The organism is uncultured Pseudosulfitobacter sp. (assembly GCF_963976325.1).
Classification (GTDB): domain Bacteria; phylum Pseudomonadota; class Alphaproteobacteria; order Rhodobacterales; family Rhodobacteraceae; genus Pseudosulfitobacter.
On sequence record NZ_CAXBJW010000009.1, the window covers coordinates 1 to 23,984 of the forward strand.

The window sequence follows — 23,984 nt, forward strand, 5'->3', positions numbered from 1 at the left end:
TGCAAAACGGCACCGGCACCTACCGGCTGCCCAACGGCTATGAATACACCGGCGCCTGGGTCGACGGCGAGATCAAGGGCGAAGGCGTGGCGCGCTTCCCGAACGGGTCGGTCTACGAGGGCAACTTTGAAAAGGGCAAGCCAGACGGATTTGGCAAGATCACATTTGCCGATGGCGGCACCTATGAAGGCGACTGGCAGGCGGGTGCGATCATGGGCAATGGCGTGGCGCTCTATGCCAACGGCGTGCGCTACGAAGGCGCGTTTCGCAATGCCAAGCACCACGGCAAGGGCGTGATGCAAAGCCCGGGCGGTTACGAATACAAGGGCGATTGGGTGGATGGTGTCAAACAGGGCGTGGGCACGATCACCTATCCCGACGGCGCGGTCTATGACGGCGAGATTGCCAACGGCGAGCGTGACGGCACCGGCACGCTGACCATGCCCGACGGGCTGGTCTATGCGGGCAAATGGGTCAACGGCCAGATCGAAGGTGACGGCAAGCTGACCCAACCCAACGGTGACATATACGAAGGCGACCTTGTCGCCGGGCGCCGCGAGGGCAAGGGCCGCGTGACCTATGCCAATGGCGATGTCTACGAGGGTGACTTCAAGGACGACCGCCGCGACGGCACCGGCACCTTTATCGGCAACGACGGATACACCTATATCGGCGACTGGGCCGAGGGCCAGATCGAAGGCAAAGGCCGCGTGACCTATCCCGACGGATCGGTCTACGAGGGCGATTTCCGCGATGATCTGGCCGATGGCACCGGCAAGATCACCTATGCCGATGGTGCCACCTATGAAGGGCAATGGACCGCCGGCGTGATCGAAGGCCAGGGCAAAGCCGTCTATCCCAATGGCGTGGTCTACGAGGGCGGGTTCAAGAATGCCAAGAACGACGGTCAGGGCGTGATGACCTATGCCGACGGCTACCGTTACGAAGGCGGCTGGCAGGACGGCCAACGCCATGGCGCGGGCAAGGCGACCTATCCCGATGGCACGGTCTACGAAGGCAATTTCGAAGACGGCCAGCGCCACGGCATCGGCACGATCGTGATGGCGGACGGGTTCAAATACGAAGGCGAATGGGTGCGCGGCGAGATCAGCGGCACGGGCACGGCGACATATGTAAACGGCGATGTCTACGAGGGCACCTTCCGCGCGGGCAAACGTCAGGGCGATGGCACCATGCGCTATGCCTCCGGCGAAGAAGCCTCGGGCGATTGGGACAATGGCGCGTTGAAGACAGAGCAGACGCCCGAGCAAACATCACAGCCAGCGGCAGATCAGACGCCCGAACCGACACCCGGACAGGGCGGCTAAGGGGCGGCTAGACCACCTCGCCCGCGTCCAGACGTTTCAGGAACCGCTTGGCGTCCGAGATCACCGCATCACGCCGGTCTGCATCCATGCGGTCCCATGTGCTGTACATATTGCCCATGCGCGGGTTGTTTTCGAACCTGTCGCGGTGTCGGGTCAGAAAGTCCCAATACAACAGGTTGAACGGGCACGCCCCGTCGCCGGTTTTCTTGGACACCTTATAGCTGCACTGTTTGCAGTGGTCCGACATGCGGTTGATGTAGGCGCCCGAGGACACATAGGGTTTGGACGCGATCACGCCGCCGTCGGCAAACTGGCTCATGCCCACGGTGTTCGGTGCCTCGACCCATTCGAAGGCATCCGCATAGACCGCCAGATACCAATCATGCACCTGCGCCGGATCGACGCCAGCCAATAGGGCAAAGTTGCCTGTCACCATCAGCCGCTGGATGTGGTGGGCATAGGCATGGGTTTTGGTCTGGGCCACCGCCTGCCGCACGCAGCGCATTTTGGTTTCCGCGCCCCAGTAGAATGCGGGCAGATCGCGGCTGTGGTTCAGGGTGTTGCGGTCGGTATAGTCGCGCCCTTCCAGAAAATAGATGCCGCGCACGTATTCGCGCCAGCCGATGATCTGGCGAATGAACCCTTCGGCGGCGTTGATCGGCACGTCGCCCGCGTCATAGGCATCCTGCACCGCCTGGCAGACCTCAAGCGGCGACAGCAGGCCGATGTTCATATAGGGCGACAGAACCGCGTGATAAAGGTAGGGTTCCCCGTCCAGCATAGCATCCTGATAATCGCCAAAACGCGGCAGGGCGTGTTCGACAAAATGCGCCAGCGCGTCCAGCGCGCCCGCGCGGTCGGTGGCAAACTCGAAGGGTTCAAGGTCGCCAAAGTGGTCGCCGAACTCGGCGGCCACCAGATCCAGCACGGCGCGGGTGGTGTCGTCGGGCTCGAACTTTAGCGGCCCATCGGTCTCGATGTCCTCGGGGGCTGGTTTGCGGTTGTCATGGTCAAAATTCCATTGCCCGCCCGCAGGATCATCGCCGTCCATCAACAGCCCCGTCTTGCGCCGCATCTCGCGATAGAAATACTCCATCCGCAGCGCCTTGCGGCCCTCGGCCCAGTCTTCGAACATGGCATGGCTGGCGATAAAGCGGTCGTCGTCGCAGATCTCGACCTTCAGCGGCGCGTACCGCAGCTTGTCGATCAACCGCCATTCGCCCGGCTCGGTGGCGATCACATGGGATGCGCCGCGTTCCTCGGCACGGCGCAACAGCTCGCCCACGATGCTGCCCGCGTTGTCGGGATCGTCCAGCGTGGTGTAATCCACGGTCCAGCCCGCATCGCGCAACCGGGCCGCGAACTTGCGCATCGCCGCCAGCACCAGCGCGATCTTCTTGGGGTGGTGGGCGACATAGGTGCCCTCGTCGCGCACCTCGGCCATCACCACAACGTCCTGCGACTTGTCCGCTTTGGCCAGCGCCGCGATGTTTTCGCTTAGCTGGTCGCCCAGGATCAGGACCAGACGGCTCACCACGGCACCTCTTTGCCGGCCCAGTCGAAAAACCGCCCCGTCTGCGCGGCGGTCAGCCCGTCCATCACCGCCATCAGGTTGTCTGCTGCCGCGTCCGGGGAAACCGACGGATGCCGCCCCAGATATTTCTCGGTGAACGGCGTTGCCACCGTGCCGGGATGCAAGGCTACCACCGCCGCACCCTTGTGGCTGCGCGCCAGTTCAATCGCCGCCGTATGCACGATCTGGTTCACCGCCGCCTTGGCGCTGCGGTAGCTGATCCAGCCGCCGATGCGGTTGTCGCCGATTGACCCCACCCGCGCAGACAGCACGGCCAAGACCCCATCCGGCTTTAACAGGTCGTGCGCATGGGCCAGCACCAGCGCAGGCCCGATGGCATTGACCGCAAACTGATCCGCCATCGCCTTGGCCGTGACCGCACGAATCGTCTTTTCCGGCACCGCCCCCGCGATTTCTAACGCGCCTGTCGCCACGATCACCCGGTCGAACGGCCCCAGCCCCGTCAGGGCGGCATCCACCGACGCGGCATCGGTCACATCGAACCCGTCGCGCGACCGCGACAGGCCTGTCACCGCATCGCCCCGCGCGTGATGTGCGGCGGACAAAGCCGACCCGATCCCGCCTGACGCGCCCAATATCAATACATCTGCCATGCAGGCAGACCTAGCGCACGGCCCGTGCCGGTCCATCTTCTCTGGTTCAAAAAATCCCCGCCGGAGGCACCGCGCCACGCGAAGGCGTGGTGCAAATAATAATTCTGCCCCCTTTTCATTCATTCGCAGGGATGTATAAGTTTTTCCCATGACACAGGTCGCACATATCCCTTCTGCCCGCGCTTCGCGTGCGATCCTGCGCGACCTACTGATCCTAATCCGCCTCTGAGCGTGCCATTCCGGCGCGCCCGCTCAGAGGGGAGTGCCGCGCGCCACAGGCTTTTAGGACAATAAAGAGAACTCTCATGACCCAAGAACAAGACCGCGTTGTCATTTTTGACACGACCCTGCGTGACGGTGAACAATCGCCCGGCGCCACCATGACCCACGCCGAAAAGCTGGAAATCGCCAGCCTTCTGGACGAAATGGGTGTCGACATCATCGAGGCAGGCTTTCCCATCGCCTCCGAAGGCGACTTTGCCGCCGTGTCGGAAATTGCCAGGAACTCGAAAAACTCGGTGATCTGCGGGTTGGCCCGCGCGCAACTGCCCGACATCGACCGCTGCTGGGAGGCGGTGAAACACGCAGCCCAACCGCGCATTCACACCTTTATCGGCACCTCGCCGCTGCACCGCGCCATCCCGAACCTGACCATGGACGAAATGGCCGAGCGTATCGACCAGACCGTCAGCCACGCGCGCAACCTGTGCGACAACGTGCAATGGTCACCGATGGACGCCACCCGCACCGAAGACGATTACCTGTGCCGCACCGTGGAAATCGCGATCAAGGCCGGGGCCACCACCATCAACATCCCCGACACGGTCGGCTATACAGCCCCGCGTGAAAGTGCGGCATTGATCCGCATGTTGCTGGAGCGTGTGCCGGGCGCGGACGAGATCATTTTTGCCACCCACTGCCACAACGATCTGGGCATGGCGACCGCCAACAGCCTGGCCGCCGTCGAAGCAGGCGCGCGCCAGATCGAGTGCACGATCAACGGCTTGGGCGAACGCGCGGGCAACACGGCGCTGGAAGAAGTCGTGATGGCCTTGCGGGTGCGCAACGACATCATGCCGTTCCAGACCGGCGTGGACAGCACCAAGCTGATGAACATCTCGCGGCGTGTGGCGGCTGTGTCGGGGTTCCCCGTGCAGTTCAACAAGGCCATCGTCGGCAAGAACGCCTTTGCCCACGAAAGCGGCATCCACCAGGACGGTATGTTGAAGAACGCCGAGACCTTCGAAATCATGCGCCCCGAGGATGTGGGCCTGACCGAGACCAACATCGTCATGGGCAAGCATTCGGGCCGTGCAGCGTTGCGCTCCAAGCTGGAAGATCTTGGGTTCGAGTTGGGCGACAACCAGCTTAAGGACGTGTTCGTGCGGTTCAAGGAGTTGGCCGACCGCAAGAAGGAAATCTATGAAGATGACCTGATTGCGCTGATGCGGACCACGACCGACCCCGAGGACGACCGGATCAAGCTGGTGTCGATGCGCGTTGTCTGCGGCACCGAGGGACCGCAACAGGCAGACATGACGCTTGAGGTTGACGGCGCCGAGCACAAGACCAGCCAGACCGGCGATGGCCCTGTGGATGCGTCGTTCAACTGCATCAAGGCCTTGGTCAGCCACACCGCACGCCTGCAACTGTATCAGGTTCACGCCGTGACCGAAGGCACCGACGCACAGGCCACGGTGTCCGTGCGGCTGGAAGAGGACGGGCGCATCGTGACCGGCCAGTCCGCCGACACCGACACTGTCGTCGCATCGGTGCGCGCCTATGTCCACGCACTGAACCGTTTGCTGGTGCGCCGCGAAAAGGGCGGCACCGACAAGCGCGAGATCAACTACAAGGACGTGCACTGACCCCCGTTCGGTCAGTTTGAAATGCGAAAGGGGCAGCGGGACATCCCGCTGCCCCTTTTTCGTGGTCCGCACACGGATCGCACAAACAAAAACGGCCGGATGTTTCCATCCGGCCGTTTCAGTATTCGGTAATCTGTCAGGCAGATCAGAAGCTGGTCAGACCCGCGAAGGAACCTGTGGCGCTGCTGATCACGTTGCCCAGTGTGCGACGCGAGGATGTGCGGCGACCGATTTCGTAGTTCACGCCAAAGCTGACCTGGTCGATGTTCGGCGCGCCGTCGATGTTGATGCGGCCCAGGGCCAGTTCAACATTCGCGCCTTCGACGAACTCGTACTGACCGCCCAGTGTGATGGACGTGCCGTCTGTGCCGCCCAGATCAAAGTAGGACAGCGAGCCGATGGCCGAGAAGCCGTTGCCGAAGCTGTAGCCACCTGCAACCGAAACCAGGTCCAGACCGTCTGTCGTGATCACGTCGGCCTGCACGTTGTAGATGTCCATGTCATAGTCGGCAAAGCCTGCGTACAGTGTCTGGCCTTCAATGCGGATGATATCCAGACCAACGGTGCCGGTGGGGGCCACGTCCCACGACCCGAACAGGGTGTAGACAGTGTCGTTCAGGTCGGAGGAGTCACCGATCGCGGCGCCCAGAGCATATGTGCCCATGTCGTAGTAGGCGAATACCGATGTCAGGCTGATGTCAGCGCCACCGAAATCCAGCGATGTGTAGTCCAGACCCATCGAGACGCCGTTGTTCAGGCGATATTCGCCCGCGACCGAACCGTAGTCGATGTCTGTGCCTTCGATGTCGAAGTGCGCCAGCTCGCCCGAGAAGGTCCACGCGTCGTACGTGTACTCGATGCCGCCGCCCAGAACGGTCAGGTCAGCCGAGCCGAAACCATCGGCGTCCAGGCGGTGTTGTTTGATGAATGCGTTGCCATAGGTCAATTCGCCTGCGGCGGCGACCGATGCAGTTGTGCAGATGACAGTGGCGATAAGAGCTGTACGGATCATGTGATGCCTTCTTTTCTTTTTTGCTGCTTTGAAGCGGGCTATACGCCTTTGGCTGGCAGACAAAAGTGGGAAGAAGACGTTAGACATTCACGGCGACCCGTTGTTGCAAAGCAGCCACAAGTCGTACGCTTCCAAACAAATTTGGCCTGCATTCACCATTTTTTAACAATCAGTTAGAGCCGCAGCGGCCTTAATAGGGGTTTTTAGGCTCTCTATTTTTGCTCAGCGACTCTTGCGACCGTTCCACGATGCGCTCGACCGCGTCGGCCAGGTGCACTTCGGCAATGTGGTCATCACCGGCGGCCACCCTGATCTTGTGCGCTTCCATCAGAACGGCCGCATGGCTGGACCCGCGCGGCGGGATAAACTTGTAGCACGCCAGTTCGATCAGCAGGCCGCAAGGGTCCTTGAAATAGATCGAGTCCATAAAGCCGCGGTCCTTGACGCCCGAATTGCCGATGCCCCGCGCCTTGAGCCGTTCGGGCACCTGGCCAAAGGTTGCGCGGTCCACCTCGAACGCCAGATGGTGGACACAGCCCACGTCCATCGGGGTGCGGCGGTTGTCGGCCTTGCGGTTGTCATCGGTAAAGATCGTGATCAACCGCCCGTCGCCGGGATCGAAATACAGGTGCCCCTGTTCGGGATCGTCCAGGTTGGGCTGATCAAAAATGAACGGCATCCCCAGTACGCCCTCCCAGAAATCAATCGTGGTCTGCCGGTCGGCACCGGTCAAGGTAATGTGATGAACGCCCAGAACCTGAAGTTTGCGCATGATTGTTCTCCCTTTTTCATCCGGGAACCTAGCACGGTACGCTCTGTGTGCCATATCCTGTTGACCGGGCTGCCCATTTGCAGTCTGCGGCCACAGTCGCCTATTTACCTGGCTGCGCGGGAACCCGCGTAACCAAGTTCCATTCGGCCCTTTCGTCCGGCTATACACATCCCTATAAGTCGAGCGCCCGCAGCAATCATGACTCGCGGGCCAAAACGTATTGACGAAGGGTACGCGCATGTCGTGGTTTGGAAATTTGGGTGGTCTGTTTTCTTCGGATATGGCCATTGATCTCGGAACGGCCAACACTCTGATATACGTAAAAGGCAAGGGCGTTGTTCTGTCCGAACCTTCTGTTGTCGCTTATCATATCAAGGATGGTGTCAAAAAGGTGCTCGCCGTGGGCGAGGACGCCAAGCTGATGCTGGGCCGAACGCCCGGCAGCATCGAGGCGATCCGCCCGATGCGCGAAGGTGTGATTGCCGACTTTGACACCGCCGAAGAGATGATCAAACATTTCATCCGCAAGGTGCACAAGCGATCGACCTTTTCCAAGCCCAAGATCATCGTCTGCGTGCCGCACGGTGCGACCCCCGTTGAAAAACGCGCGATCCGCCAATCGGTTCTGTCCGCAGGCGCACGGCGCGCCGGTCTGATCGCGGAACCCATCGCGGCGGCCATTGGCGCGGGGATGCCCATCACCGACCCCACCGGCAACATGGTCGTGGACATCGGCGGCGGCACCACCGAAGTTGCCGTTCTGTCGCTGGGTGACATCGTCTATGCCCGGTCCGTCCGCGTCGGTGGCGACCGCATGGACGAGGCGATCATCAGCTATTTGCGCCGCCAGCAAAACCTGTTGGTCGGTGAAACCACCGCCGAGCGCATCAAGACAACCATCGGCACTGCCCGTATGCCCGACGACGGGCGGGGCACCTCGATGCAGATCCGGGGCCGCGACCTGTTGAACGGCGTGCCGAAGGAAATCGAAGTGACCCAAGCACAAATCGCCGAGGCGCTGGCCGAACCGGTTCAGCAAATCTGCGAGGCGGTGATGACCGCGCTGGAAACCACGCCGCCCGATCTGGCGGCAGACATTGTTGACCGTGGCGTGATGCTGACCGGCGGCGGCGCGCTGCTGGGCGATCTGGACCTGGCCCTGCGCGAACAGACAGGGCTGGCCGTGTCCATCGCGAACGAATCGCTCAATTGTGTGGCCTTGGGCACCGGCAAGGCGCTGGAGTTTGAAAAACAACTGCGCCACGCCATCGACTACGACAGCTAAGCCAAAGGCCCCTTTGCAAGAAGGGGCCCCTTGCGGCACAATTGAAGCACCATCGCCGCGCTGACCATTTCGCAGGTGAGACTTCACATTGGCAAAAGACCGTTCTTCTTCATCCGATTATGTCGCCCCGATCCGGCGGCTGCTGACGGCTGTCCTGGCGCTGGCGTTGATCGCCACATTTATCGTCTGGCGCATCGACAGCCCGCGTGTGGAACGGTTCCGCGCGCAGGTCACGGACCGGATCGTTCCCAATTTCGACTGGGCCATGGCGCCGGTCACGGGCACCATCAACCTGGTGCGCAATTTCCGCAGCTATCAGCGTATCGCCGAACAGAACGCCGAACTGCGCCGCGAACTGCGCAAAATGCAGGCGTGGAAAGAGGCCGCTGTTCAGTTGGAACAGGAAAACGCGCGGCTTCTGGATCTGAACAATGTGCGCCTGGACCCGCGCCTGACCGTGATTTCGGGCATGGTGCTGGCCGACAGCGGGTCACCCTTTCGCCAGTCGGTGCTGCTGAACGTCGGCGCGCGTGACGGGCTGGTCGATGGCTGGGCCACGATGGACGGCATCGGCCTTGTGGGGCGCATTTCCGGCGTGGCCGAGAACACCGCGCGGGTGATCCTGCTGACGGATGCATCAAGCCGCATACCTGCGACAATCCAGCCGTCGGGCCAGCGCGCTATCGTGGCAGGCGACAACAGCCCCAACCCGCCGGTGGATTTTCTGGAAAACCCCGACCTGGTGCGCCCCGGTGACCGTGTGTTCAGCTCGGGCGATGGCGGGGTGTTTCCGGCGGGTCTGCTGATCGGCGAGATTGCCAAAGACCCCGGCGGGCGGCTGCGCGTGCGGCTGGCGGCGGATTACGAGCGGCTGGAATTCCTGCGGGTGCTGCGCCACTATGGCAACGAACCCGTCAGCGACGCCGCCCATATCATCACCCCCGAACAACCTGTGGCAAAGGTGGGTGAATGAGCGAACAGTCGCAATTCCACCTTTGGATGATGCGCGCGGGATTTTGCGTGCTGGTTCTGGTGATTCTGTTCTTCCAGATCCTGCCCTTGCAAACCCAGCCCGGCCAGTGGGCGCCGCCCGACCTGTTGATCGGGTTTGTCTTTGCGTGGTCGGTGCGCCGCCCCGAATATGTCCCGCCGCTGATGCTGGCCATCTTGCTGCTGCTGGCCGATTTGTTGCTGCAACGTCCGCCGGGCCTGTATGCGGCGTTGGTTCTGCTGGCGAGCGAGAACCTGAAGGCGCGCGCGCGCGCCTTGCGGGCCTCGACGCTGATGGCCGAGTTTCTGACCGTGGCGATGTTGATGGTGGCCGTGGCCGTGGCGTACCGGCTGGTTCACAAACTTATGTTGATTGATACCGCTCCGATGGGGCTATCACTGTTGCAACTGGGGCTGACAATCCTCAGCTATCCCCTGGTGGTGCTGGTCACGCACAGCATCATGCGCGTCCGCAAAACCGGGCCGGGCGATCTGGAAACGGCAGGAGGCCGCATATGAAACGCACCCGCGCAGACGCCGAAGCCGGCAACCGCACGATTTCGCGCCGTGCCGCAGTTCTGGGGGGCCTTCAGTTGGCCTTTGTCGGGGGGCTGGCCGCACGGATGAATTTCTTACAGGTCGATCAGGCCGACCAGTTCCGTTTGCTGGCCGAAGACAACCGCATCAAGGACAGCCTGATTCCGCCCGCACGCGGCGAAGTGTTCGACCGCAACGGGGTGCAACTGGCCAAGAACGTGCCCTCGTACCGCATTGTCGTCAAACGCGAGGACATCGGCGACGTGGACGAGGCGCTGGAACGGCTGAGCCGCGTGGTCAAGCTGGACCCTGACGAATTGGAACGCGCGATGATCGAGATGAAACGCTCGGCCCCGTTCCACCCGATCACGGTCGCCGAAAACGTGTCGTGGGAAGACATCAGCCGGGTCAGCGTCAACGCCCCCGCCCTGCCCGGTGTCACCCCCGAAGTGGGCCTGAGCCGGATTTACCCGCTGGGATCGAACTTTGCCCATGTGCTGGGCTATGTCGGTCCTGTCAGCGACTATGACCTGGACCAGATAGAAGCCCCCGACCAGTTGCTGCTGATCCCGCGGTTCCAGATCGGCAAGGTTGGCATTGAAGCCAAGCAAGAGGACCGTTTGCGCGGCAAGGCCGGCGTAAAACGTGAAGAAGTCAACGCCACGGGCCGCGTCATGCGCGAACTGGACCGGCGCGAAGGACGTCCAGGTGCGGACATTCAGTTGACCATTGATGCCGCCTTGCAAAACTATGTTCAGGCGCGGCTGGGCGACGAAAGCGCCAGTGCCGTGGTCATAGACTGCGAGACCGGCGATCTGGTTGCAATTGCCTCGGCGCCGTCGTTCGACCCCAACCTGTTCGTGCGTGGTATTTCGATCGCCAACTACAAGGAACTGACCGACAACATCTATCGCCCGCTGGCGTCGAAAACGGTGCAGGGGGCTTATCCGCCCGGTTCGACCTTCAAGATGATGACGGCGTTGGCAGCGTTGGAAGAGGGCATGGCCCAACCCGACGAGACGGTTTATTGCCCGGGCTATCTGGAAGTGGCCGACCGCCGCTTTCACTGCTGGAAAAGCGGCGGGCATGGCTATGTCGACCTGCAAAACAGCCTGAAACAGTCCTGCGATGTCTATTACTACGATCTGGCCCTGAAGGTCGGGATCGAAAAGATTTCGGCGATGGCGCAACGCTTTGGCCTTGGGGTGCGCCACGATGTGCCGATGTCGGCGATCTCGCAGGGATTGACGCCCACCAAGGACTGGAAGCGCCGTGTTCACGGTCAGGAATGGGTGATCGGCGACACGGTCAACGCCTCGATCGGTCAGGGCTATATGCTGGCGTCGCCCTTGCAACTGGCGGTGATGACCGCCCGCATTGCCACGGGCCGCAATGTGGCGCCGCGTCTTGTGAAGTCCGTTGACGGGATCGAAGAACCCTCTGGCGCCGGTGACAGCATGGGCCTGAACGAGAACAACCTGCGCAAGATGCGGCGGGCGATGTATGACGTGGTCAATGACCGGCGCGGCACCGGCTACGGCAGCCGGATCATCACCGAAGGTATGCGCATGGCAGGCAAGAGCGGCACCAGCCAGGTCCGCAACATCACCGCCGCCGAACGCGCCCGTGGCGTGGTCAACAACCGCGACCTGCCGTGGGAGCGACGCGACCATGCGCTGTTCGTCAGCTTTGCCCCCTTCGAGAACCCCAAATACGCCGTATCGGTCATCGTCGAACACGGCGGTGGTGGATCCTCCGCAGCGGCGCCGATTGCACGCGATGTCACGCTTCAGGCGCTTTATGGCGGACCGCCGCCGCTGGACGCTTATCCGTCCAAGGACCGTGGCCGTATCAAGACCCAGCAGGAAGAGCTGCAAGCGGTGCGCCCGATGGCCGATCTGGGCGGGTCTGATCAGGCATGAGCTATCTTGAGTATACGGTCAAATCTGTCCCAACCGGGTTTCGCAAGCTTCTGTACCTGAACTGGCCCCTGACCCTTTTGCTGAGTTCCGTGGCGGGCGTCGGGTTCCTGATGCTGTATTCCGTGGCGGGCGGGTCCTATATGCCCTGGGCCGAGCCGCAGATGGAACGCTTTGGCGTCGGGCTGGTGCTGATGGTGCTGGTGGGCATGGTGCCGATCTGGTTCTGGCGGTCGGTGTCATCCGTGGCCTACGGCGTATCGGTGATGCTGCTGATCGCGGTGGAACTGTTCGGGTCGATCGGGATGGGGGCGCAGCGGTGGATTGATCTGGGCTTCATGCGGTTGCAACCGTCCGAGTTGATGAAGGTCACGCTGGTGATGTTTCTGGCGGCCTATTACGACTGGCTGCCCCCTGCCAAGAAGTCGCGCCCGTTCTGGGTTCTGATACCGGTGGTCGTGATCCTGGTGCCCACGGCGCTGGTGCTGGGCCAGCCCGACCTTGGCACCGCGATCCTGTTGCTGGCAGCGGGGGGCGGGCTGATGTTTCTGGCCGGTGTGCACTGGGCCTATTTCGCGGCGGTGCTTGCCGCGGGGATCGGGCTGATTGCTGCCGTGTTCCAGTCGCGCGGCACCCCGTGGCAGTTGATCAAGGATTACCAGTACCGCCGGATCGACACGTTCCTTGATCCGTCCTCGGACCCGCTGGGCGCGGGCTATCACATCACCCAGTCCAAGATCGCGCTGGGGTCGGGCGGCTGGCCCGGGCGCGGGTTCATGCAAGGCACGCAATCGCGGCTGAACTTTCTGCCCGAAAAGCACACCGACTTTATCTTTACCACGCTGGCCGAAGAGTTCGGCTTTGTCGGCGGGTTCTCTTTGCTGGTGCTGTACGCGCTGATCATCTTTTTCTGCGTCGTTTCGGCCGTGAACAACCGCGACCGGTTTTCATCGCTGCTTATCCTGGGGCTGGCGTTGAACTTTTTCCTCTTTTTCTCGGTGAATATGTCGATGGTCATGGGATTGGCGCCCGTTGTGGGTGTGCCTTTGCCGCTGGTCAGTTATGGTGGGTCTGCGATGCTTGTTCTCATGCTCGCCTTTGGATTTGTCCAAAGCGCCCACATCCACCGACCAAGGTAATTTATGATCAATGTACTCTTCGCAGCCCAGCCCGACACCTGGGGCAGCTATGAAACACCCCTGAAACAGGCCATCGCCAACGCGGGGGTCGAGGCCAATGTGGCATTGGATATTCCGCCGGCCGAGGTCGACTATATCGTTTATGCGCCCAATTCACCCGTGCAGGATTTTGCGCCTTATACCCGCGCCAAGGCTGTGCTGAACCTGTGGGCCGGTGTGGAAAAGATCGTGGGCAATCCGACGCTGAAGATCCCGCTGACGCGGATGGTTGATCCGGGTCTGAGCCAGGGCATGTGCGAATGGGTCACCGGCCACACGCTGCGCCATCATCTGGGCATGGACGCGCATATCAATTGCGCCCCGGGTGTGTGGAAGAACGTGGCACCGCCGCTGTCCTGGGACCGCAAGGTAACGGTGCTGGGGCTGGGCGAGCTGGGCACCGCCTGTGCGCAGATGCTGGCGCTGGTGGGCTTTGACGTGACCGGCTGGTCGCGCAGCCCCAAGGACATCGACGGCATTCGCTGCCTGTCCGGCACGGCGGGTCTGGGCAAGGCGCTGGCAGGGGCGGAAATTGTCGTGCTGTTGCTGCCCGACACGCCCGCGACCGAAAACACGCTGAACGCCGATACGCTGGGACTGTTGGCCAAGGGGGCGTGCATCATCAACCCGGGGCGCGGACCGCTGATTGACGACGACGCGCTGCTGGCGGCGCTGGATGCGGGCCAGGTCGGCCATGCCACGCTGGATGTGTTTCGCGTGGAACCGCTGCCCGAGGCGCACCCCTACTGGCACCACCCGCGCGTTACGGTCACGCCCCATGTCGCCGCCGAAACGCGGGCGAAGTATTCGGCCCTGACCATCGCGGAAAACATCCGCCGCGGCGAGGCGTGTGCGCCGTTCCTGCATCTGGTGGACCGGTCCGCCGGTTACTGAGGCTGCCGATTTCCCACCCGCGCCATTGCCCATCTGGTGAAAGGCGCGGGACTTAGCCGTCAGTATCTTCCCCCGCCAGCCGACGCGACAGGCGCAGCTTGATCTCGGACGGCTCGGCGCCAATCGCCTGCATCACCTGCTCCAGCTTGCTGTGCGCGCCGTGCAACTGGTCAAGAAGTGACATGATGATCACCAAGGCATCCTCGTTCACCTCGAAATCATCGGTCAGCTCGCACAGCAGCGTGATCCGGCGGATGTCCAGCGTGCGGTAGCGTGGACCATCGGGGGTGGTCACTGGCGTGACAATGCGCAGGCGTTCAAAATGGCTAAGCCGTTCGGCGGTCAACGAGGTGACGTGCGCGATCACCTGATCGGGGGCATATGCATCGGTCATGTCGTTTCCTTTCCTGTGCGCGGATCATAGGAATGCGTGGTCCGCCAGTCCTCCATAAAGGTCTTCAGTGCGTCGTCGATTTTTGGCGGGCTGACGATGCGCAACGTGATGCGCTGGTCGCCCTTGCCGTTGCGCCCTTTGACGCCGCGCTCTTTCAACCGCAGCACCTGACCCGAGCTGGCACCGGCGGGCACGCTGACCTTGACCGTGCCGGACACGGTGCGCACGGGCACCTTGCCGCCAAGGATCGCCTCGTCGATGGTGATTGGAAGGGTCACGACAATATCGTCGCCGTCCCGTTCGAAATCCGGGTTCGGGATGACGTCCAACGTGATAAAGGCGTCGCCCGGCTGGCCTGCGCCATATCCCGGCGTGCCCTTGCCCCGCAACCGCAGGGTCTGACCGTCGCGCGCCCCTTCCGGGATCGTGACGCCCAGCGTGCCACCGTCCGGCAGGGTGATCCGCGTCTTCGTGCCCAAGGCCGCATCCAGAAACGGCACCCCCAGACGGTATTGCACATCTTGCCCCGGCATATCGCCCGGCGCACCACGGCCAAAGCCCGCACCGCGACTGCGGGCGAAGTTGGCAAAGAAATCATCGGCGTCAAACCCGTCCTGAAACGGACTGCCCCCCTGCGAACTGCGGCTTTGGGTATAGGGGTTTTCCGGCTTGCGCGCCGTGTCGCGGTAATATCCGCGCGGCGCTTGCTCGGCCCCGGAGGCGTCTATTTCACCGGCATCGAACCGGCGGCGCTGTTCGGGGTCTTTCAGCAGGTCATAGGCCTGCCCCGCCGCCTTGAACCGCGCCTCGGCCCGGGGATCGTCGGGGTTCAGGTCGGGGTGATCGGTGCGCGCGATCTTGCGATAGGCCTTTTTGATGTCGTCTGCGCTGGCCTCTTTGGTCAGGCCAAGTGCGGCATAGGGATCTTTTGTCATTGTCGTCTCCGCAACGGATTACAGAATGATCGGCAGCGCACCGTAGCCACGGCACACCACCGATGGACAAAGCCACCGCCCACGACGCGCGGCGGCCCCTTTTTCAGGCCGCGAGGCCGCGCCCTTTCAACAAGGCTTCGACCCCTGGCAAACGGCCACGGAACGCTGTGTACAGCTCTGCCGCGTCACGGCTGCCGCCAGTGCTCAGGATGTTTTCCTCCAGCGCCTTGGCCACAGTCTCGTCAAAGGCACCTCCGGCCTCTTCAAAGGCTGCGAAGGCGTCGGCATCCATCACTTCGGACCACATGTAGCTGTAGTACCCAGACGAATACCCGTCGCCTGAAAACACATGCGCAAAATGCGGCGTCGCGTGGCGCATGTTGATCGCCTGCGGCATCCCCAGATCTTGCAGAATGTCCGCCTGACGTGCCATCGGATCGGCGGGCGCCGCACCGTCGTGGAATTCCAGATCGACCAGCGCCGAAGCGATGTATTCAACGGTCTGGAAACCCATGTCATAGGTTGCCGCTGCCAGTACCTTGTCCAGCAATACCTGCGGCATGGGCTGGCCCGTGTCCGCATGAGTGGCAAAGGTGCCCAGCACCTGCGGCACGTCCAGCCAGTGTTCGTAAAGCTGGCTGGGCAGTTCGACAAAGTCCCGCGCGACCGAGGTGCCCGACACGCTTTCATAGGTCACATCCGACAGCATCTGGTGCAGCGCATGGCCGAATTCGTGAAACAGCGTGCGCGCGTCGTCATAGGACAGCAAGGCCGGATCGCCCTTGGCAAAGTTGCACACATTGATCACCACCGGCGTTTGAACCTGCGGGTGTTTCGCCTGCGACCGCATTGCCGAGCACCACGCGCCCGAGCGTTTCGCCCCCCGCGCGAAATAATCGCCGATGAACACCGCGATATGTTCCCCGCCCCGCGTCACGTTCCACGCGCGGCAATCGGCATGATACAGCGGCACGTCCAGCGGTTCGAACGACAGGCCGAACAGACGCGACGCGCAATCAAACGACGCCTCGATCATACGGTCGAGCTGAAAGTACGGCTTCAGCTCGGCCTCGTCCAGATCGTGCAGTTGCTGGCGGCGGCGCTCAGAGTAGAACCGCCAGTCCCAGGCCTGCAAATCGCCGTTCACGCCGTCCTGTTGCATCATCTGCGCCAGCACCCAGGCGTCGGCCTCGGCCTGTGCTTTGGCCGGTTCCCACACCTGCATCAACAGGGCGCGCACCGACGCGGCATTGCCTGCCATTTCGGTTTCCAGCTTGTAGGCGGCAAAGTTTTCATAACCCAGCAGCTTGGCCCGCTCCTCGCGCAGCTTCAGGATTTCGGCGGCAATGTCGCGGTTGTCGGTCTTGCCGCCGTTGGCGCCCCGTGCGGTCCAGGCCTTGTAGGCGATCTCGCGCAGGTCGCGGCGGGTCGAGAATTGCAGGAACGGCACGATCAGCGACCGCGACAGGGTGATCACCGCGCCATCCGCACCCTTTTCCTTGCCTGCCTCGCGCGCCGTGCGGATCACGAAATCGGGCAGGCCCGCCATGTCCGTTTCGGCCAGATCCATGTACCAGTCGCGTTCGTCCGCCAGCAGGTTCTGCGTAAACTCGGTGCCCAGCACGGCCAGCCGGCCCTTGATCTCTTTCATCCGCGCCGCTTCGGCCCCGGTCAGGGCGGCGCCTGCGCGGACAAAGCCACGATGGGTCAGCATCAGCACACGCGCCTGTTCGTCGGTCAACTCAAGCGCATCGCGCTGGTCCCAGACGGCGGCGACGCGGGCGAAAAGCGCCGTATTGGCCGATATTTCCGAGAAATGCGCCGCCAGTTTGGGTGAAAATTCCCGCTGCAACGCCTCGCGCGCGGGGTTGCTGTCCGCGCCTGCCACGGTAAAGAACACGCCCAGAACCTTGTCCAGATCGCGCCCGGCGGCCTCAAGCGCGCCGATCACATTGTCAAAGGTCGGCGCGTCCGAATTGCCCGCGATCGCGTCAATCTCGGCGTTGTGTGCGGTCAACGCCTGTTCCAGTGCGGGGGTGAAATCATCATCGGAAATCGCGTCGAACGGAGCGATCTGGAACGGTGTGTCCCAGTCGGCAAGCAAGGGGTTGGTCATATCGGGTCTCCTTTGCCCACAACCTAACCCTTGCCTCGGCACTTGCAATCGCATCCGCCCGAAGATGCGCGGGAAATCAGCCGTGGCCGCTGCAAACCGGACAGTCCGCGCGCCGCGCCAGCCCGATCTTGCGGCTTTCGCCATAAAGCGCGTCGTAAATCAGCATCTCGCCCCGCAAAGGCGCACCTGCACCGGTCAGCAGCTTCACTGCCTCGACTGCCATCATCGCCCCCACCACACCGGGCAATGGCCCCAGAACGCCGGCTTCGGCGCAACTGGGGGCCAGCCCGTCGGCGGGCGCGTGGGGGAAAATGCACTGGTAACAGGGGGCGCCACGGGCGGGGTCAAAGATGCTCAGTTGCCCTTCCCACTGGCTCAGCGCGCCGGAAACCAACGGCACGCCCGCCGCGACCGCCGTGCGGTTGACCAGATAGCGCGTTTCGAAATTGTCGGTGCCGTCCAGCACCAGATCGTATTCCGCGACCAGTTCGGCGGCAATCTCTGCGTCAAAGCGCCGGTGATAGGGGCGCACGGTCACGAAGGGGTTCAGCGCCTCCAGCGCGGCTTGGGCCGAGAACACCTTTGGCATGCCGATGCGCGCGTCCGTGTGGATCACCTGACGTTGCAAATTGCTGCCCTCGACGACATCGGCGTCGATCACGCCCAACGTGCCCACGCCCGCCGCCGCCAGATACTGCAAGGCAGGGGCACCCAGGCCGCCCGCCCCCACGACCAGCACGCGCGCGTTTTTCAACGCCACCTGCCCCGGTCCGCCGATCTCGCGCAGAACGATGTGGCGGGAATAGCGGTTCAGTTCCACCTCGGTCATCGGCCCGGTGCGTGGCGCGGGCGTTTCTGCCTGTTCGCCTGCTGCCTTCGCCTTTAACCGGCGCAGGCCCCAGCGATAGGCCAGAACCAGCACCACAAAGCCGCCAAGGATCAGCCACAGCGCCCCACTTTCCCCAGTTGCCATGCGCAAGGGATGCGCGTCCGGCAGCACCAGATGCAGCGCCAGCACCGCCACATACAACAGCAACACCATGTTCAGCCGCACCGCGCGCGGCGCGCCCATCATGGCCCCGACGCCCCACAGCGCAGCAGCAAGGGCCAGAACCAGAATCATTGCGCGCCCGTCGAGCCAAAGCCGCCCGCGCCACGCGCCGTGTCGTCCAGCGTCTCGGCCAGATCAAACCGCGCCTGCACCACCGGGGCCACGACGATCTGCGCGATGCGCATTCCGTGTTCGACCACGAAATCGACGTCACCCAGATTGATCATGATCACCCCCAACGGCCCGCGATAATCGCTGTCGATGGTGCCAGGCGTGTTCACCAGCGTCACACCATGCTTCAGCGCCAGCCCCGAACGCGGACGCACCTGCACCTCGAACCCTTGCGGGATCGCCATGCGCAACCCCGTCGGCACCAGCGCCCGCGCACCGGGTTCCAAGACCACCGCACCACGGTCGGCAAAGTTCGCCCGCACATCCGCACCGGCGGCGCCTGATGTCTCGTAGGACGGCAGGCCAAGCGCGGTGTCCGCGCCTGCGTCCCAGACGAATTGCACTGTCACTGTTTCGCTTTTCATCTTGCCCTGAAAACTCCCGCCGGAGGCATAAAAGTTCTATCCAACCGCCGCCGCAATCCGCGCCGCCAGTTTTTGTGCCACTGCATCCTTGCCCATGCGCGGCCAATCCTCGACGCCCGCGTCCGAAATCAGATGCACCGCGTTTTCGTGGCCGCCCATGATCCCCGTTTCGGGCGAGACATCATTGGCCACGATCCAGTCACACCCCTTGCGCGCGCGCTTGGCGGTCGCATGGTCGATCACGTCGTTCGTCTCGGCGGCAAAACCCACAACCAGCCCGGGCCGCCCCTCTGTCATCTGCGATACGGTGGCCAGAATGTCGGGGTTCTCGGCAAAATCAAGCTTCGGCATCCCGTCCTTGGTCTTTTTCAGCTTGCGATCCGAGGCTGACGCGACCCGCCAGTCGGCCACCGCTGCCGCGAACACGGCCACATCGCAGGGCAGTGCGGCCTGTACCGCCTGCAACATCTGCTGTGCTGTCTGCACCTTGACCACCTGCACGCCCGCAGGCGGCGGCACGTCGGCCGGGCCGGTGACAAAAACCACCTCGGCCCCCAATGCCGCCAGCGCCGCGCCCAGCGCCGTGCCCTGCGCGCCGGACGACCGGTTTGCGATATAGCGCACCGGATCAATCGGCTCGTGCGTCGGCCCCGAGGTGACCAGCACCCGTTTGCCCGCCAGCGGTCCACCGCCCAGCGCACCCTCAAGGGCTGCGACAATCTCCAGCGGCTCGGCCATGCGGCCCGGCCCGAATTCACCGCAAGCCATGTCGCCATCATTCGGCCCGATCACCGCGATGCCGTCCCCGCGCAGGGTCGCCAGATTGCGCTGGGTCGCGGGGTGGTCCCACATGCGTACGTTCATCGCGGGTGCGATCATCACAGGCGTGTCGGTCGCCAGCAGCAATGTCGAGGCCAGATCATTCGCCAGCCCCTGCGCCATCTTCGCCATCAGGTCGGCAGTGGCCGGCGCCACCAGCACCAGATCGGCGGAACGGGACAGTTGGATGTGGCCCATTTCCGCCTCGTCCGTCAGATCGAACAGGTCGCGATACACTTTGGTCCCAGCCAGCGCCGAAACGGACAGCGGCGTGACAAATTCCCCTCCTGCCTGAGTCAGAACCGGGGTCACCGATGCGCCGCATTCGCGCAGGCGCCGGATCAGGTCCAGCGATTTGAACGCCGCAATCCCGCCGCCAATGATCAGAAGAATTCTTTTGCCGTTCAGCATCCTGCGTCCCCGCTGCCGTCACATTTGCCCAACCATAAGCCGCGCCTGCGCATTCTGCCAGCCCGTAAGGCGCCCGCTATTTGAACGCGGCGCAAGGGTCGGGACGTGCCTGCTCGGGTGCGTCCCACACCACGTCAAAACCGCCTTCGGGGGCATTGCCATCCTCGGCCTGACCGATCGACCAGACGCGGGCCTTGGGCACAACCCCGGACAGATAGCTGGGCACGCCCCAATCCTTGCGCGCATGGCCATTGCCGGTGATCACAACCACCGGCCCGCCGGTGTCGGCCAGCGCCCTGACCGCCGCCTGTGCCAGCGTTGCATCGCGCAACCGCTGAACCTTGACCATCGCCGGCAACAGGTCCTTGGGCAGCGCGTCGCAATGGGCCACCCGTTGCAGCTCTTCCCGGGCAAGCTGATGTGCGTCGCTAAGGTCACGGTCCAACCCATAAGCCGCCGCCGCCTCGAATGCCGCGCCCAAGGGTTCGTGCATCACGGCCTGCGCCAAATCGCGCGGCACCGCGGCGCCATAGCTGACGGCATCGGGGGCCGCTGCAAAAATCGGGTGATACATGCTGAAATCCGGCCAGCCCGCCGCGTCCCAATCCAGCCTTTCGGCCATCGCAGTCGCGTTGTCGATCAATTCCGGAGTGACCAGCCCGGCCTGTGCGGGGGTCAGCATTTCCCAGACAATTGCCTTGGGCTGCACCTGTGCCACGACCGCCGCCTGCGCCGTGTGGTGGGCAGGGTTGTCGTGCACCTCGCCCACGATCACGATGTCGGCGGCGCCAATGTCAGCAGCGGCCACGTCAACAGGTTCAATAGCAAAGGCCGCCCCCGCGAGGACGGCCCACGACAACACAGCGGGAATCACATATCTCATACGAGGAAGTGATGCACCTCCCGGCTCTGAGTCTCCAGCGATTTCCGCATCTTGGCAAAAGCGGCGGCTTCAAGCTGACGCACACGCTCTTTGCTCAGGGACAGCTCTTGCCCCAGGCTTTCCAGCGTCCGCGCGTCGTCACGCAGCTTGCGTTCGCGGATGATGAACCGCTCGCGTTCGTTCAGCGCGTTCATCGCCATCAGCAGCCATTCGCGCAACTGGGCGGTGTCATGTTCATTCTCGACCTGCTCGGCCGCTTGCACGCCGTCGTCTTCCAGCGCGTCAATCCATTCGCGGCCTTCGTCCTCGGACGACTGGGTGGCGTTCAGCGAATAGTCGGACCCGCCAAGGCGGCCTTCCATCATTTCCACATCGCGCAACGGCACGCCGATCTCGGTCGAGATCATCTGGCGAAGTTGGTGCCGGTCCAGCGTTTCACCCGCCGAGGCGCTTTCGCGTTCCAGCCTCGCCTGAACCCGGCGCATGTTGAAGAACAGCGATTTCTGCGATGACGTGGACCCTGTGCGCACCATCGACCAGTTGCGCATCACGTAATCCTGAATAGACGCCTTGATCCACCAAACTGCGTAGGTCGAAAACCGCACACCCCGATCCGGGTCGAATTTGTCGGCAGCTTTCATCAAGCCAAGGCCCGCTTCCTGAATCAGATCATTCATCGGCGCGCCGTAGCGTTTGAACTTGGACGCCATCGAAATCGCCAGCCGCATATAGGCTGTGATCAGCCGGTGAAGCGCCGCCTCGTCCCGCTCGTCGCGCCAGGCATAGGCCAGTTTCAATTCGGTATCCGCGTCCAGCAATTCAGCTTTCATCGCGATCCGGGACAGTGAAATTTCCCGTACGTTGTCCAGTGCCATAGTCACATCTCCCCGATCGCTGCTTGTTTTGCGGTGTTGACTTAATTACGCATCAGCACAGGGTTTGGTTCACTCGAAAGGTGAAAAATATGTTGCCTTCGATGACATTCGTTTTAGGTGGCGCGGCTTCCGGAAAATCCGTTTTTGCGGAAAAAATGATAGTTAACAGCGGGTTAATTCCTGTCTATCTGGCCACGGCCCGCATCTGGGACGCCGAAATAAAAGATCGCGTGCAAGTGCACCGTGATCGGCGCGATGCTGCCTGGATCAACTGCGAGGCCACGCATGATCTTGCTGATACCTTGCGTGTGCGTCACGCGGGCGAGGCTGTTTTGATCGACTGCGCGACCATGTGGCTGACCAATCATGTGATGGACGGCACCGATCTGACACAGGCGCAGGCGGCGTTGATGCAGGCACTGGCCGATTGCGCGGCACCGGTGGTGATCGTGTCGAACGAACTGGGTCAGGGGATCGTCCCTGCCGACGCCGACACCCGCGCCTTCCGCGAGGCGCAGGGACGGCTGAACATCGCGCTGGCCGCCCGCGCCGACACCGCTGTGCAAGTGGTTGCCGGGCTGCCCAACGTTCTGAAAGGACACCTATGACCACGTGGCACTGGGTCCGGCACGGGCCGACGCATCAGAAAACCTTTGTTGGCTGGCGCGATGTGTCGGCTGATCTGTCCGACACCGCACAGATCGCGCGCATTCAGGCGTTTCTGCCAACAGATGCGCTGGTGATCTCGTCCGACCTGATCCGCGCCCACGCGACCGCCGATGCCATAGCGGGCGGGCGCTCCCGTTTGCCGTCGGACCCGATGCTGCGCGAATTCCACTTTGGCGCATGGGACAACTGGCATTTTTCGCGCGTCAGCGACGCTTATCCCGATCTCAGCCGCGCCTATTGGGAAGACCCGGGCGACATCGTGCCCCCGGGCGGCGAAAGCTGGAACATGGCCGCCGCCCGCGTCGCCACCGCTGTCCGCCGGATCAGCGCGCAGCATCCTGCGCAGCACATCATTGCGGTGGCCCACATCGGCGTGATCCTGACACAAGTGCAGGCGGCGATGCGCTGGACGCCCAAACAGGCGCTGGCCCACAAGATCGACAACCTGTCGGTCACCCGCATCGACCTCGCAGACACCAAAACACCGGTGCCGTTGCTCAATCACCTTCCGTGATGGATGCCCGCACAAAACAGCGATTTACCGATCAGGATGTCTGCGGCTAACGTCCATTGCATGACATATGATCTTTATATCGGTGACCGCACATTTTCGAGCTGGTCCTTGCGCGGCTGGCTGATGCTACAAAAATTCGGCCTGCCCTTCCGCACCCATCTTGTTGGCCTGTACGCCGGCACAATGGCTGACGATCTGGCACCCCTTGCGCCTGTCCGGCTGGTGCCCGCGATCAAGCTGCCGGATGGCACCGCCGTCGGTGAAAGCATGGCCATCGCCGAAACACTGGCCGAGCGTCACCCCGACGCTGGCCTGTGGCCCGAAGATGCCGCCGCCCGTGCCACCGCCCGGATGCTATGTGCTGAAATGGCCTCGGGCTTTGCCGCCCTGCGCAACCAATGCCCGATGCAGTTACAACACGTGAACACCGGCTTTGCCCCATCGGATGCCACCCGCGCCGATCTGGCCCGCATCGAAACCCTGTGGTCCCACGCCCGCAATTTTGCAACAGACGGCCCCTGGCTTTTTGGGGATTACAGCCTGGCCGATGCCTTTTACGCCCCCGTCTGCGCCCGCATTGTCGGCTACGACCTGCCCGTGTCTCAAGCCGCACGCGCTTATTGCACCACAACCCTATCCGACCCCGCCTTCAAGGCATGGCGCGCCGAAGGTCTGAAAACCATCTATGACCCTTTCCCCTATGACATGGGCACCCCGACCAAAGCGTGGCTCTAACCCTTCTTTTGGCCCTAAATATCCAAAATCCGACATCACAGCCGCCACTTCCGGTTGCCGTGATGTGCAGCATTAA

At 62.7% G+C, this 23,984-nt stretch carries 23 protein-coding genes; 11 read left to right on the forward strand and 12 right to left on the reverse strand.

Annotated elements, in window-relative coordinates; genetic code table 11:
* A partial coding sequence (locus AAC077_RS16370; protein ID WP_339771700.1) for a 2-isopropylmalate synthase occupies positions 1-1,328 on the forward strand: 1,328 nt, incomplete at its 5' end.
* A 7-nt stretch (positions 1,329-1,335) separates the two neighbouring features.
* Here the strand turns inward: AAC077_RS16370 and AAC077_RS16375 are convergent.
* Positions 1,336-2,862, reverse strand: coding sequence for a cryptochrome/photolyase family protein (locus tag AAC077_RS16375; protein ID WP_339771702.1), 1,527 nt, complete (start codon positions 2,860-2,862; stop codon positions 1,336-1,338).
* A complete protein-coding gene (locus AAC077_RS16380) occupies positions 2,859-3,515 on the reverse strand; it encodes an SDR family NAD(P)-dependent oxidoreductase (protein ID WP_339771705.1) in 657 nt (218 codons plus the stop codon). The genes AAC077_RS16375 and AAC077_RS16380 overlap by 4 nt, the downstream gene beginning before the upstream one ends.
* Before the next feature lie 305 nt (positions 3,516-3,820).
* On the opposite strand from AAC077_RS16380, the gene AAC077_RS16385 reads away from it, so the two are divergent.
* The gene (locus AAC077_RS16385; RefSeq protein WP_339771707.1) at positions 3,821-5,383 is read left to right on the forward strand and encodes a 2-isopropylmalate synthase; all 1,563 of its coding nucleotides are present in this window, start codon (positions 3,821-3,823) and stop codon (positions 5,381-5,383) included.
* Positions 5,384-5,528: 145 nt separating this feature from the next.
* On the opposite strand, the gene AAC077_RS16390 is transcribed toward AAC077_RS16385, so the two are convergent.
* Together AAC077_RS16390 and AAC077_RS16395 are read right to left on the reverse strand one after the other, a co-directional pair.
* Entirely contained in the window at positions 5,529-6,395 is an 867-nt protein-coding gene (locus AAC077_RS16390) for a 2-isopropylmalate synthase (protein WP_339771710.1), read from the reverse strand.
* Between the two features lie 190 nt (positions 6,396-6,585).
* On the reverse strand, positions 6,586-7,167 hold the full coding sequence (locus AAC077_RS16395; protein WP_339771713.1) for a VOC family protein: 582 nt from the start codon (positions 7,165-7,167) through the stop codon (positions 6,586-6,588).
* A 238-nt stretch (positions 7,168-7,405) separates the two neighbouring features.
* Here AAC077_RS16395 and AAC077_RS16400 point away from each other — a divergent pair, with 238 nt between their 5' ends.
* The 6 genes from AAC077_RS16400 to AAC077_RS16425 all read left to right on the forward strand — a co-directional run bounded on the left by AAC077_RS16400 (position 7,406) and on the right by AAC077_RS16425 (position 13,970).
* Positions 7,406-8,452 (forward strand): rod shape-determining protein, encoded by a 1,047-nt coding sequence (locus AAC077_RS16400; protein ID WP_028955141.1) that lies wholly within the window; start codon positions 7,406-7,408, stop codon positions 8,450-8,452.
* 88 nt (positions 8,453-8,540) lie between these two features.
* Entirely contained in the window at positions 8,541-9,425 is an 885-nt protein-coding gene (mreC, locus tag AAC077_RS16405; RefSeq protein ID WP_339771717.1) for a rod shape-determining protein MreC, read from the forward strand.
* Entirely contained in the window at positions 9,422-9,961 is a 540-nt protein-coding gene (locus AAC077_RS16410; RefSeq protein ID WP_339771720.1) for a rod shape-determining protein MreD, read from the forward strand. The genes mreC and AAC077_RS16410 overlap by 4 nt, the downstream gene beginning before the upstream one ends.
* Positions 9,958-11,901 carry a penicillin-binding protein 2 gene (gene mrdA, locus AAC077_RS16415; protein WP_339771722.1) on the forward strand — a complete coding sequence of 648 codons (1,944 nt, stop codon included), beginning with the start codon at positions 9,958-9,960 and terminating at the stop codon, positions 11,899-11,901. Before AAC077_RS16410 ends, mrdA begins: the two co-directional genes overlap by 4 nt.
* The gene (gene rodA, locus AAC077_RS16420; protein ID WP_339771724.1) at positions 11,898-13,037 is read left to right on the forward strand and encodes a rod shape-determining protein RodA; all 1,140 of its coding nucleotides are present in this window, start codon (positions 11,898-11,900) and stop codon (positions 13,035-13,037) included. Before mrdA ends, rodA begins: the two co-directional genes overlap by 4 nt.
* Before the next feature lie 3 nt (positions 13,038-13,040).
* Positions 13,041-13,970 carry a glyoxylate/hydroxypyruvate reductase A gene (locus tag AAC077_RS16425; protein ID WP_339771727.1) on the forward strand — a complete coding sequence of 310 codons (930 nt, stop codon included), beginning with the start codon at positions 13,041-13,043 and terminating at the stop codon, positions 13,968-13,970.
* 52 nt (positions 13,971-14,022) lie between these two features.
* Here the strand turns inward: AAC077_RS16425 and AAC077_RS16430 are convergent, their stop codons facing one another.
* From AAC077_RS16430 to AAC077_RS16465, 8 genes are all read right to left on the reverse strand, one after another.
* Positions 14,023-14,364, reverse strand: a complete 342-nt coding sequence (locus AAC077_RS16430) for a hypothetical protein (protein WP_339771730.1) — start codon at positions 14,362-14,364, stop codon at positions 14,023-14,025.
* Positions 14,361-15,299 carry a DnaJ C-terminal domain-containing protein gene (locus AAC077_RS16435; RefSeq protein ID WP_339771732.1) on the reverse strand — a complete coding sequence of 313 codons (939 nt, stop codon included), beginning with the start codon at positions 15,297-15,299 and terminating at the stop codon, positions 14,361-14,363. Before AAC077_RS16435 ends, AAC077_RS16430 begins: the two co-directional genes overlap by 4 nt.
* 103 nt (positions 15,300-15,402) lie before the next feature.
* Entirely contained in the window at positions 15,403-17,415 is a 2,013-nt protein-coding gene (locus AAC077_RS16440) for a M3 family metallopeptidase (protein WP_339771734.1), read from the reverse strand.
* A gap of 76 nt (positions 17,416-17,491) precedes the next feature.
* Positions 17,492-18,538 (reverse strand): molybdopterin-synthase adenylyltransferase MoeB, encoded by a 1,047-nt coding sequence (gene moeB / locus AAC077_RS16445; protein WP_339771737.1) that lies wholly within the window; start codon positions 18,536-18,538, stop codon positions 17,492-17,494.
* Complete coding sequence (gene dut, locus AAC077_RS16450) at positions 18,535-19,002, reverse strand: dUTP diphosphatase (RefSeq protein WP_339771740.1); 468 nt, start codon at positions 19,000-19,002, stop codon at positions 18,535-18,537. The genes moeB and dut overlap by 4 nt, the downstream gene beginning before the upstream one ends.
* Before the next feature lie 36 nt (positions 19,003-19,038).
* The gene (coaBC, locus tag AAC077_RS16455) at positions 19,039-20,232 is read right to left on the reverse strand and encodes a bifunctional phosphopantothenoylcysteine decarboxylase/phosphopantothenate--cysteine ligase CoaBC (RefSeq protein WP_339771742.1); all 1,194 of its coding nucleotides are present in this window, start codon (positions 20,230-20,232) and stop codon (positions 19,039-19,041) included.
* 76 nt (positions 20,233-20,308) lie between these two features.
* A complete protein-coding gene (locus tag AAC077_RS16460; RefSeq protein WP_339771744.1) occupies positions 20,309-21,115 on the reverse strand; it encodes a ChaN family lipoprotein in 807 nt (268 codons plus the stop codon).
* Positions 21,112-21,990, reverse strand: coding sequence for an RNA polymerase factor sigma-32 (locus AAC077_RS16465; RefSeq protein WP_339771746.1), 879 nt, complete (start codon positions 21,988-21,990; stop codon positions 21,112-21,114). The genes AAC077_RS16460 and AAC077_RS16465 overlap by 4 nt, the downstream gene beginning before the upstream one ends.
* Positions 21,991-22,091: 101 nt before the next feature.
* Here AAC077_RS16465 and cobU point away from each other — a divergent pair, with 101 nt between their 5' ends.
* From cobU to AAC077_RS16480, 3 genes are read left to right on the forward strand one after another with little or no spacing between them, the layout of a single operon-like run.
* Complete coding sequence (cobU, locus tag AAC077_RS16470) at positions 22,092-22,598, forward strand: bifunctional adenosylcobinamide kinase/adenosylcobinamide-phosphate guanylyltransferase (protein WP_339771748.1); 507 nt, start codon at positions 22,092-22,094, stop codon at positions 22,596-22,598.
* Positions 22,595-23,173, forward strand: a complete 579-nt coding sequence (locus AAC077_RS16475) for a histidine phosphatase family protein (RefSeq protein ID WP_339771751.1) — start codon at positions 22,595-22,597, stop codon at positions 23,171-23,173. Before cobU ends, AAC077_RS16475 begins: the two co-directional genes overlap by 4 nt.
* 60 nt (positions 23,174-23,233) lie before the next feature.
* Entirely contained in the window at positions 23,234-23,908 is a 675-nt protein-coding gene (locus AAC077_RS16480) for a glutathione S-transferase (RefSeq protein ID WP_339771753.1), read from the forward strand.
* Positions 23,909-23,984: the final 76 nt, after the last annotated feature.